This is a genomic window from Clostridium drakei (genome assembly GCF_000633595.2).
GTDB lineage: Bacteria > Bacillota > Clostridia > Clostridiales > Clostridiaceae > Clostridium_AM > Clostridium_AM drakei.
Window position 1 is genome coordinate 1 of sequence record NZ_JIBU02000095.1, and the last position, 11,791, is coordinate 11,791.

Sequence of the window (11,791 nt, forward strand, 5' to 3'; positions counted from 1 at the left end):
AAATAACTTTATGTTAATAGGAAAAGGAAGCTTGTTCTTAGGAAGAATGACTAACTTGTTCGATGGAATTTCAATATTGGTTGAGAAGAATACTGGCGCATTAGAAAGTGATGAAGCTTCAGTTTCAAAAGAAGAAATTAAGAGTATGATAGCTGAAGAACTAAAAAAATTTGCATCTAAAATGATGGAAGAATAAAGAATAGTTTATGTAGATGAAAGAACGTTCTTGATTAATAATAGATATAATTAATTATTGAAATAGATGCTAATAAAAAAGGAGGGAGCAACGTGGAGCAAACTAAAAAAGTAATTGCAGAAGTATTTGATGAAATAGCTTATGGAATTATAAGTGGAAGCTTCGGAAAAAGAGTTAAAATTGGATTAACCACTTTTGGTTCAGAACATGGTGTGGATGAGATGATGAAAGCTGCAGCACTTGCTAAGAACAAATATGGTGATTTTGATATAGTTTTAATTGGACCTAAAGTTGAAGGTGACTTTGAGGTCATTGAAGTTAGTGATGCTGAAGAAGGTCATAAAAAAATGGTAGAATTATTAGATAATAAAGTAATAGATGGATGCGTCACTCAGCATTTTGATTTTCCTATAGGAGTATCAACAGTTGGAAAAGTTATTGCACCAGGTTTAGGAAAAGAAATGATAATTGCCACAACTACGGGAACAACAGCCACTCATAGAGTTGAAGGAATGATTAAAAACACTATAAATGGAATATCTGTTGCAAAAGCTTGCGGTATTGAGGATCCTAAGGTTGGAATATTAAATGTAGATGGAGCTAGAGGTGTTGAAAGAGCACTTAAAGAATTGCAAAGCAGAGGATATAAATTTACTTTTAGTGAATCCCTAAGAGCTGATGGAGGTTCAGTTATGAGAGGAAATGATCTTCTTGCAGGAACACCTGACGTTATGGTTTGTGATTCATTAACAGGTAATTTGCTTATAAAGATATTTGCAGCGTTTACAACAGGTGGAAATTATGAAACTACTGGATTTGGATATGGTCCAGGAGTAGGAGAAGGCTATGACAAGATAATTAATATAGTATCAAGAGCATCGGGAGCTCCATTAATTTGTGAGGCATTAAAATATTGTGCACTTTCTGCAAAAAATAATTTACTGCAGCTTGCTGATATTGAGTATAAAAATGCTAATGCAGCAGGTTTAAAAGAAATAATAGGAAAAATACTTGAAAAAGATAAACCAGCAGCTGCAGCAGAAGAAGTTAAGATGCCACCTAAAAAAGTAGTAACATACGGAATACCTGGAATTGATATTCTTGAGCTTGAAGATGCTTGTAGATCACTTTGGAAGGAAGGAATATATTCTGAGAGCGGAATGGGATGCACTGGTCCAATAGTTTTGGTAAGTGAAGATGAAAGCGAAAATGCTGTTAATGTACTTATAAAGAATGGATTTAAATAGTCCTAATTTAAGGCTTTTTATAGTAAGGTGATTTTATGGGAGAAAAAATAAAAATATGGACCAGACAAGATGCAAGCATTCTTGACGTTTTAGAAGATGAAGGAAGATATATTGCAAAAAGAGAATATATAGAACGTAAAATGGAAGATTGTGCAAAATATTATCTTGAGGTATATTCCTGGTACACTAGGAAAGCAAGTGAAATAGTTGATAAACCTCAGGATGTAAAATATCCTATATGGGTTTCGGTAACTTCTGATTTTATGCTTCAACAGACGCCTGATACGGTTATATTAGAGCTTTTAGTGGATAAGAATTTGGTTATTGTAACGGATTCAGAAAAATGGGGTAGGATAGTTAATTTATGGTATGTTCCTCTAAATAAGAAGGATGAAAATGAATATGATAAAAAACTTAAAAACTATGGAATATCAAATCACTCAAATGCATATATGAGCAGTTTTTATCCTCAGCTTAAAAGTGAAATAATAAAAAGCTGGAACAGGCTATTTGATAATTCTTATTCATTGTCAAGTTTTAAGCAGGGTACAATTTGGGAGGTGAAAAAAGAATGGGTGCAAAGAGTGATAAGATAATATTGTATACTTCCCAAAGTCCTATAGTTATTAAAACTTTACTTGAACAGAAGGTATGCCATGTAAAAAGAGAATACATTGTAAAAAAGTATCAAGAGGTTTCCAGTATATTTTTAGAGGCATATAATTGGTATATAGATAAAGCACAAAATATTGTGAAAAAGCCTGAACATGCTGAGTATCCATTTTGGACACATAATAAAATAGATTATGCTGGATGGTATCCAGGCAATTACCTGATTTCTTTGGAAGTGCCTGTAGAAGAATGTGTTTTTTTTAGAGCTGAAGATTGGAATAAGATTTTAAATCTAAAATATTTAGCTGCTGATGAAAAAGATGAAAGAATACACAAAGATATGTTGAAAAAGTTTAATATTTTAATTGATTCAGATGTAATCACCAAACCTTTTTACCCAAACTTGAAAGTAGAAGTAAAAAAAAGTTGGGATAATTTATTTAAATATCATCAGTTAATAAAGTCTGGAAACATGAAGAAAGAAAATCTACAAGCAGGTTTATGGGAACTTAGAAAAGAGTGGATTATTGATATTAAAGAAAATAACCTCTAGATATAAAGTTTTACATAATCTATTGATAATTGTTTAATGATGAAATGATCACTAAGCAATTATGAGATTAAGTAATACTTGCAAGATTTTTAGTTGAGAATTTACAGTGAAAAACGGTTTGACTTGAAAAATATTTAGCTTATTAATCGCTGTTAGTTCTCAACTATTTATTTTTAAATTTATTGCATATGGTAAATTAAATGAAAGCTAGGATTCGATGAGCTTTTAAAATGCATGCTAAGTTTTGGGAATACTAATAATTCAAGAAATATAATCGGAGGAATAGGTATGTTTAAAATTATTGAAAAGAAAATGTTAGCACCAAATATCTATCTAATGGATATAGAAGCTCCAAGAGTGGCTAAGTCTTGTTATCCAGGACAATTTGTTATAGTAAAAATGGATGAAAAAGGGGAGAGAATACCCCTTACTATTTGTGACTATGATGCTAAAAAAGGAACAGTAACTATAGTATTTCAAACACTTGGAGAATCAACTAAGAAGATGGCAGAATATGAAGAAGGTCAGACTTTTTCAGACTTTGTTGGCCCACTCGGTCAGCCATCAGATCTTGTTCATGAGGAACTAGAAGAGTTTAAGAAAAAGGACATAATATTTATAGCTGGCGGAGTAGGTACAGCACCGGTATATCCACAGGTTAAATGGCTGCATGAAAATGGAGTTAATGTAGATGTTATAGTTGGAGCAAAATCAAAAGAACACCTCATACTTGAAGAAGAAATGAAGGCAGTATGCAAGAACTTATATATTGCTACAGATGATGGAAGCTATGGATATAAGGGACTTGTTACAAACCTTTTAAAAGAACTTATAGATAAAGAAGGAAAAACATATAATCATGTGGTAGCAATAGGACCAATGATTATGATGAAATTTGTAACTAAGCTTACAAAAGAATATGGTATTAAAACTATAGTAAGCTTAAATCCAATAATGGTAGATGGAACAGGAATGTGCGGTGCCTGCAGAGTAACTGTAGGAGATGAAGTGAAATTTGCCTGTGTTGATGGACCAGAATTTGATGGACACCTTGTAAACTTTGATGAGGCTATGAGAAGACAGACTATGTATAAAACTGAAGAGGGAAGAAAACTTCTAAGAGAAATAGAAGGAGATACTCATCATGGAAAAGGCTGTGGATGTGGAGGACATAATGACTAATAATCATTATGTGCGCAAAAGGAATGCAAAGGAGGATAAATAATGGATAGAATGAAGAGAACTTCAATAAAAGAGCAGGATTCAAAGGTAAGGGCAACTAATTTTCAAGAGGTTTGCTTAGGTTATAGTAAAGAAGAAGCAATGCAGGAAGCTTCAAGATGTTTAAACTGTAAAAACCCTAAATGTGTAGGAGATTGTCCTGTAACTATAAGAATACCAGAGTTTATTCAGCAGGTTAAAGAAGGAAACTTTGAAGAAGCAGCTAAAATTATAGCTAAATCTAGTGCACTTCCAGCAGTTTGTGGAAGAGTATGTCCACAAGAAAGTCAATGCGAAGGAAAGTGTGTACTTGGAATAAAAGGAGAAGCAGTAGCTATAGGAAAGCTTGAAAGATTTGTAGCGGACTGGTCAAGAGAAAATAATATAGATTTATCAGAAACAAAGCTTAAGAACGGTAAAAAGGTAGCTGTAATAGGAAGTGGTCCTGCAGGACTTACTTGTGCTGGAGACCTTGCAAAGCTCGGTTATGAGGTAACGATATTCGAAGCACTGCATGAAGCAGGTGGAGTTTTGGTTTATGGAATTCCTGAATTCAGACTTCCAAAAGAAACAGTTGTTAAGCATGAAGTTGAAAATGTTAAAAAGCTAGGAGTTAAAATAGAAACTAACGTTATAGTTGGTAGAACTGTTACTATAGATGCGCTCCTAAAGGAGGAAGGCTTTGATGCTATATTTATAGGCTCTGGAGCAGGACTTCCTAAGTTTATGGGAATACCAGGAGAAAACTTAAATGGAGTATTTTCAGCAAATGAATTCTTAACAAGAAATAACCTAATGAAAGCTTTCAAAGAAGAGTATGATACACCTATAAAAGTAGGTGAAAAGGTAGCTGTTGTAGGTGGTGGAAACGTTGCTATGGATTCAGCAAGAACAGCATTAAGACTTGGAGCAGAGGTTCATATAGTATACAGAAGATCAGAAGAAGAACTTCCAGCAAGAGTAGAAGAAGTACATCATGCAAAAGAAGAAGGTGTAATATTAGACATACTTACTAACCCTACAGAAATCATAGGAGATGAAAATGGATGGGTTAAGGGCATGAAATGTGTAAGAATGGAGCTTGGAGAACCAGATGCATCAGGAAGAAGAAGACCTGCTGAGATAAAAGGTTCAGAATTCATAATGGATGTGGATACTGTAATAATGTCACTAGGAACTTCACCAAATCCATTGATATCTTCAACTACTAAAGGCTTAGAAATAAATAAGCATAAATGTATAGCAGCAGAAGAAGAAACTGGTCTTACATCAAGGCAGTTAGTATATGCTGGAGGAGATGCAGTAACAGGAGCTGCTACAGTTATTCTTGCAATGGGAGCAGGTAAGAAGGCTGCTAAGGCTATTGATGAATATTTAAGTAATATGCTTTAATCTCTTGTACGACTTGGATAAAGGAGTAGCAGTTACTATGTTTTATTGCTTTGGATGGATTAATACTACTTCAGGTCGTATGCTTATGTTAGCTGCTATTAAGGGGGTGCTGTTGCTAATTCAGCTTATGTTATTGGCTTGATGATAGCAGCTGGTTCAATTATTCTTCCAATTGCTGCTCTTGGCTGGGGTATTGAAGCTTTAAAAGGCCAATATGGTAATTTCAAAGCGCTTAAAAAAATGTTATTACTGCAGCTTTAATGACAGCTGAAGCTAATGGCCTGATGATGTGGAATTAAAGCAAAATTTATTTATGAATTTAGAAAAACTTTGCAGAGAAGATGCTATATTGGCAACAAATACATCAATAGTGAGTATTACTGAGATATCTGAAAAATCCAGGTTAAAATCAAGATTAGTTGACACCCACTTCTGAGATCCGCCATATTTAATCCCACTTGTTGAAGTAGTTAGGTCAGATTATACATCAGATGAAGTTATGAATAAAACCATAAAATTGCTTAAAGAGGCAAATAAACGCCCTATAAGAGTAAATGAAGATGTATTTGTGTTGCAAATAGATTACAACATGCTTTATTGAGAGGCAATATCAATAGTAGAGAATGATAGTACTGATGCTGCAGCTGTTGATGAAGCAATTTATATCTAAATTCATAATGAAATTTTCAATTATTGTTTATTCAACAACCTAATTATAAAAAATAGTGTAAAAAACCTTGAACTAACAAATTATGCAAGGGGGGATAAGTGTGGAAAAACAATCAATTAGTATTAAAAAAGTAGCAATTCTTGCAGGAGCATTTTGTGCGTACATGATTGGATCAGGGTTTTCAACAGGACAGGAAGTTTTACAATTCTTTTCAACAAGTGGTCCGGTCAAAGGGATTATTGCAGCATTGGTTTATATGGTTTTAATGATGTTCTTTACTTACATCTTATATGGAATAGGACAAAGAGAGCAATTTAATAACCCATATGATGTTTTTGAATATTATTGTGGAAAATATATAGGTAAATTTTATACATGGTATAGTGTTGTATTATCGTATGGTATATATATAGTAATGTTGGCAGGAGCAGGTGCAACAATTCATCAGTATTATGGAACTTCACAATACATAGGTACTTATGCAGTAGCACTTGTTGCATTGGTTACAGCATTATTAGGAGTTGAAAAGCTTATTGAAATAATAGGTATTATCGGACCTGTTGAGATATTATTTATGATAATAATGGGTATAGCTGCTTTGGTTACTCTTGCTGGACAACCGAATTTGTTGACGGCTAATGGTGATCTTATAGTAACATCAGGATTTAAGACAGCTTCTAATAACTGGTTATGGGCAGCAATACTATATTCATTACTTGGTCTTATGTTTGGTGTAGCATTCTTTGTTATTAATGGACAATCTGCAAAAAGTGTAAAGGAAGCAAGAATTTCATGTATGATTGGAACTGTTTTTTATACTCTTGCAATTATCTTGCTTACTATAACTGAAACTGTTTATTTAGATATTATTAAAGGTCAGCAAGTGCCTACATTAGCAATAGCTAAGCACATAGCTCCTGTCTTAGGATTGATTTTTGCAGTAATAATAGTACTAGGTATTTATGCATCAGTTTCTTCTATTCTTTTGGTTGTTACTAGAAACTTTGCTGCTGATAAAACTAAAAAGTTTTATATTATTGGAATAGTTTTAACTGCTATCGGCATGTTCATCGGAACATTGCTACCATTTGATCGATTGATAAATATCCTATATCCTATATCAGGATATTCAGGTATTGTCTTTCTAGGATTTGTAGTTTATAAAGAATTCATAAATAAGAACGCCTTTTCTATGGCTAAAAGAGCTAATGTTGATCAAATGACAAAAATTAATGAATAATTTTGTAACTGGGAGGGCATTTTGATGGAGTTTAATCAAATAGAAGCATTTATTAATGTAGCAAAGTTTAAAAGCTTTTCTAAGGCTGCAGACTCAGTTTTTTTATCACAACCATCTATAAGTTCTCAAATATCTAGCCTAGAAAAAGAATTAAATGTACAAGTATTTAATCGAACGTCTAAAGAAGTATTTCTAACATCTGCTGGGGAATCATTTCTAAAATATGCTATAGATATTTTAAATATCCGTGATAAAGCTATGTGTAATCTTGTAGACTTTAATAAAAGAATTAGTGGAAAGCTTAGGTTATCAGCAAGTACTACCTCTTGTAATATTATATTGCCTTCTTTAATAAAAGATTTTCATCAGCAATATCCTGATGTTTCATTTCATATTTCAGAAAAAAGTTCTGATAAAATAATTGAAGATGTTATAAAATTTAATTGTGAAATGGGTTTTGTAGGTAACCTTATTAATGATGAAAGGATTAAAACCTATAATATCATAGAAGATGATCTGGTTATAATATCTCCATTAGATTTTAATTTTCCTGACATCATAGATATAGAATTTTTATTGAAATATAAATTAATATTAAGAGAACGAGGATCTGCAACTCGTAAAACCTTTGAAGACATTCTAAACAAACAAGGGATAGATCTTTCAAATATAGATGTACATTTTGAAATAAATAATGTAGACACTCTTTACCAGTTTGTAAAAAATGGTCTTGGAATATCCGTAGTTTCAAAAAATACATTTAAAAATTATATATCCTTAGGATTTATAAAAGAAAGTTATATAAAAAGTATTTCTCTTAAAAGGTATATTTATTTAGTTATTAGCTCTAAGAGAACCCTTACTCCTACTGCAAATGCTTTTTTTACTCTATGTAAGAGTCAGTATAAATTCTAATAAATATTGGTATTATATGTAGGTGCATAATGTTGCCGCTCATATATAATAACTTTGCATACATTAAAAATATTGAGCTGTGTTTAAAAAGAAAAATAGTTTGAATATGTGGTGAGAAATTTTGATGTGAGGTGTTAACATGGTTCAAAAAAGACTTACAGAGCTAAGTAAAACTTCAGGATGAGCAGCGAAAATAGGGCCGGAGACCCTGTCAAAAATATTAGGAAAGTTGCCTAAAATAGAAGATAAAAATTTAATAGTAGGAATAGAAACCTCTGATGATGATGCTGTCTATAAGTTAAATGATGAAATGGCGGTTATACAAACACTGGATTTTTTTACTTCAGTAGTTGATGATCCTTATACCTTTGGGCAAATTGCTGCGGCGAATTCTATAAGCGATGTATATGCAATGGGTGGAATACCAACAGTAGCATTAAATATAGTGTGTTTTCCAAGTTGTTTATCTATAGATGTTTTAGGAGAAATATTAAGAGGAGGAGCAGATAAGGTAATTGAAGCAGGAGCAGTTGTTATAGGAGGTCATACTGTAGAAGATGATGAGCCAAAGTATGGATTGTCTGTAATGGGAATAGCCCATCCAGATAAAATTCTTAAAAATTTTGGTTCAAAGGTTGAAGAGGATGTCATTATAACAAAGCCCTTAGGAACGGGAATAATAAATACTGCTATAAAAGGTGGAATGGCATCTAAGAAAGCTTACGATGAAGCTGTAAAGGTTATGGCTACATTAAATAAATATGCAGGAGAAATAATTGAAAATTACAATGTTTCAGCTTGTACGGATGTAACTGGTTTTGGACTTATGGGACATGGGTATGAAATGGCTGAAGCTTCAGACGTCACTTTTAAATTATATAAGGATAAAATACCTTATATAAAAGATGCAAAAGAGTATGCGGAAATGGGACTTGTACCAGCAGGAGCATATAATAACAGAAAATATATACAAGATAAATTTGAGTTTAAAAATACACCAGAATGGATGAAGGATATATTATTTGATCCACAAACATCAGGAGGTCTTTTAATAACCTGTTCAAAAACAGAAAGTATTAAGATAATGGAGGAACTTTCAGAATTGGAATTACCGTCAGCGATTATTGGTGAGGTAATAACTAAGCAAGAAGAAGGTTATATAATAGTAGAATAAATCTAAGAGGTGGGAAAAGTGGAAAAAATCAGTTATTACATAATCTTCCTAAGATAGATGAACTTTTGAAAGAACATATAGTAAACAATGAACTAAATTGTACGATGAGAATAATTGTTATTGAAACATTGAGAGAAACTTCCATGGTAGGTGGAGGTTCAATGCCTATGGAGAAGATCGAAACATATATTATAAAGGTAAAGAGCAATAAATTTTCTCTACAAGAATTAGAAAAAAATTAAGAGAAAATAAGACTCCTATAATAGTTAGAATTTCAGATAATGAAGTTGTTTTAGATGTAAGGACTATTTTTGATAAGGATTTTGATATAATAGTGGGGGCTTTTATGATATTAGATTAAAAGACGGGTGGGTTCGATTCTCACATATTCCCGCCATTAAATAAAAGCGAGGCCCAAAAGCCACGCTTATTTTATGTAAAAAACAAATGATACTAACGTACCTATAAAACTCTAGTGTGAGGTAGATCCTTAGATTAATTTTTGAAAGAAGCAGTTATTTGTTTAATATACCTTAACATTGTTTCCGAGCACTCTTCAACATTTAAGGTTTCTCCACTATTTAATATTTTAGTAAGCATTCCATGATATAACAGTATGGTCATTTCATTAATATCATTTAGGTATTCTTCTTTTAAATATCCATCAGCTGCTAATGTTTTTAATAAAATTAGGTTTCTCTCATATAAATTGCTCTTTAAAAGCATAGAAAGCAATTCCTCAGAATGGTCTCCCAATTCTTCAGGAAAAATTGAGTAGTATTCTTCAATAATATTTGAGATAGAACCGCTATGCTTCCCAAAAAAAATAATATTATATATCTTAGGACTTGAAAAAGAGTATTTACAAAAATATTTCCAAATTTCATAGTACTTATCAATGTTATTATGAAGAGCGTTAAGATATTGAGAAAGGCTAAAAGTATACTCCTTTAAATGCCTTATAGAAGCATAAAGAATAAGTTCATCTAAATTTTCAAAGTAATTATATAACGTCGCACTATTATAGCCTGCTATATCAGCTACTTTCCTTATTGTTATAGCTTGCATTCCTTCTTCATCCATAATTTTAGAAGCCGCATCAATAAAATAACTCATATTTCTATGTTTCTTAATTGTTTTCTTAATCATTATTTATCTCCAATGTTCAAAATGTTAGTTTTTACTTAAGTAATGAAATCAAAATTTCATTGTGATTATTTTACTTCATGATTTTACAGTTATTTATTATAACATAAAATACTAGAGAACACAATAAATGACAATTATTGTCAATATAACTCTCTTTAATAAAAAGAACTATAAAAATAACAAATAAGAACTATCACATTTTTCAATCATGATTATAATATAATCATGATTGAAAAATAATTGTGATTGTGTTAATATTAAGACAAATAGCGCTATCAAATTATGTAAATTGAGAAATGATGTGGAATAATAATTAATTTATAAAAGGGGGTATAAATATTGAAGTTAGAAATTGGTAACTTTTATGTTAAGGATATCGTTTTTGGTGAAAAGACATCTTATAAAGATGGAATTTTAACAATAAATAAAAAAGAGGCTTTAGATTTTGTTTTAGAAGATGAACATATAACAGAGGCAGATTTGGCAATTGTTAAGCCAGGTGATAAGATTCGTTTGGTACCAGTAAAAGAAGCCATTGAGCCAAGGGTGAAAGTAAACGGTAACACTTTATTTCCAGGTGTTACAGGAGAAGTAATGCCAGTAGGTGAGGGAAGAACTCATGCACTTAAAGATTGTAGTATTTTAGTTGTTGGAAAGCACTGGGGTGGATTTCAGGATGGATTAATAGATATGAGCGGTGAAGGTGCAAAATACACTTATTATTCACAGCTAAAGAACATAGTACTTGTAGGTGATACAGACGAAGATTTTGAAAAACATGAACAGCAGAAGAAGAACAAAGCGTTAAGATGGGCTGGACACAAATTAGCTGAATTTATTGCAAATTGTGTTAAAGATTTAGAGCCAGAAGAAATAGATACTTTTGAATTAGATCCAATTACAAAAAGATCTAAAGAAGTTCAAGATTTACCATCTGTTGTGTTTGTAATGCAGCCTCAATCACAAATGGAAGAAATGGGGTATAATGATCTGGTTTATGGATGGGATGCAAATCATATGGTTCCAACCTTTATGCATCCAAATGAAGTATTGGATGGAGCTGTGATTTCAGGAAGCTTTATGCCTTGCTCATCAAAGTGGTCAACCTATGATTTTCAAAATAACCCAACTATTAAAAAACTTTATGCTGAACATGGTAAAACACTTAACTTCTTAGGAGTTATAATGTCAAACCTTAATGTAGCACTAGAGCAAAAGAAGCGTTCAGCTTTATTCGTAGCTCAAATGGCTAAATCCTTAGGAGCAGATGGAGCTATCGTTGCAGAAGAAGGATATGGAAATCCAGATGCTGACTTTATAGCTTGCATAGTGGCTTTAGAAGATGCTGGAGTTAAAACTTGTGGTATTACTAATGAATGTACAGGAAGAGATGGTGAATCTCAACCGTTAGTTTCTTTGGAT

General features: G+C 32.1%; 12 protein-coding genes and 1 pseudogene. 12 read left to right on the forward strand and 1 reads right to left on the reverse strand.

What is annotated here, in order from left to right; genetic code table 11:
* From EG57_RS0224805 to EG57_RS27525, 11 genes and pseudogenes are all read left to right on the forward strand, one after another.
* Positions 1-196 (forward strand): DUF5940 domain-containing protein (locus EG57_RS0224805; RefSeq protein ID WP_032079753.1); only part of this gene is annotated, 196 nt, incomplete at its 5' end.
* Between the two features lie 92 nt (positions 197-288).
* Positions 289-1,443 carry a glycine/sarcosine/betaine reductase complex component C subunit alpha gene (grdD, locus tag EG57_RS0224810; RefSeq protein ID WP_032079754.1) on the forward strand — a complete coding sequence of 385 codons (1,155 nt, stop codon included), beginning with the start codon at positions 289-291 and terminating at the stop codon, positions 1,441-1,443.
* 35 nt (positions 1,444-1,478) lie between these two features.
* Positions 1,479-2,039: a DUF3841 domain-containing protein gene (locus EG57_RS0224815; protein WP_032079755.1), complete on the forward strand. Its 561-nt coding sequence runs from the start codon at positions 1,479-1,481 to the stop codon at positions 2,037-2,039.
* Entirely contained in the window at positions 2,015-2,608 is a 594-nt protein-coding gene (locus tag EG57_RS0224820; protein ID WP_032079756.1) for a DUF3841 domain-containing protein, read from the forward strand. Before EG57_RS0224815 ends, EG57_RS0224820 begins: the two co-directional genes overlap by 25 nt.
* Before the next feature lie 288 nt (positions 2,609-2,896).
* On the forward strand, positions 2,897-3,790 hold the full coding sequence (locus EG57_RS0224825; RefSeq protein WP_032079757.1) for a sulfide/dihydroorotate dehydrogenase-like FAD/NAD-binding protein: 894 nt from the start codon (positions 2,897-2,899) through the stop codon (positions 3,788-3,790).
* Between the two features lie 42 nt (positions 3,791-3,832).
* Positions 3,833-5,221, forward strand: coding sequence for an NADPH-dependent glutamate synthase (gltA, locus tag EG57_RS0224830; RefSeq protein WP_032079758.1), 1,389 nt, complete (start codon positions 3,833-3,835; stop codon positions 5,219-5,221).
* Positions 5,222-5,510: 289 nt separating this feature from the next.
* Positions 5,511-5,822 (forward strand): annotated as a pseudogene (locus tag EG57_RS26130) (3-hydroxyacyl-CoA dehydrogenase NAD-binding domain-containing protein).
* A 169-nt stretch (positions 5,823-5,991) separates the two neighbouring features.
* On the forward strand, positions 5,992-7,131 hold the full coding sequence (locus tag EG57_RS0224835; protein WP_032079759.1) for a YkvI family membrane protein: 1,140 nt from the start codon (positions 5,992-5,994) through the stop codon (positions 7,129-7,131).
* A 24-nt stretch (positions 7,132-7,155) separates the two neighbouring features.
* Complete coding sequence (locus EG57_RS0224840; RefSeq protein ID WP_032079760.1) at positions 7,156-8,046, forward strand: selenium metabolism-associated LysR family transcriptional regulator; 891 nt, start codon at positions 7,156-7,158, stop codon at positions 8,044-8,046.
* A gap of 139 nt (positions 8,047-8,185) precedes the next feature.
* A complete protein-coding gene (gene selD, locus EG57_RS0224845) occupies positions 8,186-9,220 on the forward strand; it encodes a selenide, water dikinase SelD (protein WP_084572330.1) in 1,035 nt (344 codons plus the stop codon).
* 65 nt (positions 9,221-9,285) lie between these two features.
* Entirely contained in the window at positions 9,286-9,462 is a 177-nt protein-coding gene (locus tag EG57_RS27525; RefSeq protein WP_152563684.1) for a hypothetical protein, read from the forward strand.
* A gap of 253 nt (positions 9,463-9,715) precedes the next feature.
* On the opposite strand, the gene EG57_RS0224850 is transcribed toward EG57_RS27525, so the two are convergent.
* The gene (locus tag EG57_RS0224850; protein WP_032079761.1) at positions 9,716-10,369 is read right to left on the reverse strand and encodes a TetR/AcrR family transcriptional regulator; all 654 of its coding nucleotides are present in this window, start codon (positions 10,367-10,369) and stop codon (positions 9,716-9,718) included.
* 339 nt (positions 10,370-10,708) lie between these two features.
* On the opposite strand from EG57_RS0224850, the gene EG57_RS0224855 reads away from it, so the two are divergent.
* The coding region (locus tag EG57_RS0224855) for a glycine/sarcosine/betaine reductase component B subunit (protein ID WP_032079762.1) at positions 10,709-11,791 on the forward strand (1,083 nt) is incomplete at its 3' end.

Coding starts and splice junctions, on each gene's coding strand:
- EG57_RS0224815 (WP_032079755.1), top strand. CDS start 1,479: ATGGGAGAAAAAATAAAAATATGGACCAGACAAGATGCAAGCATTCTT.
- EG57_RS0224820 (WP_032079756.1), top strand. CDS start 2,015: ATGGGTGCAAAGAGTGATAAGATAATATTGTATACTTCCCAAAGTCCT.
- EG57_RS0224825 (WP_032079757.1), top strand. CDS start 2,897: ATGTTTAAAATTATTGAAAAGAAAATGTTAGCACCAAATATCTATCTA.
- gltA (WP_032079758.1), top strand. CDS start 3,833: ATGGATAGAATGAAGAGAACTTCAATAAAAGAGCAGGATTCAAAGGTA.
- EG57_RS0224840 (WP_032079760.1), top strand. CDS start 7,156: ATGGAGTTTAATCAAATAGAAGCATTTATTAATGTAGCAAAGTTTAAA.
- EG57_RS0224850 (WP_032079761.1), bottom strand. CDS start 10,369: ATGATTAAGAAAACAATTAAGAAACATAGAAATATGAGTTATTTTATT.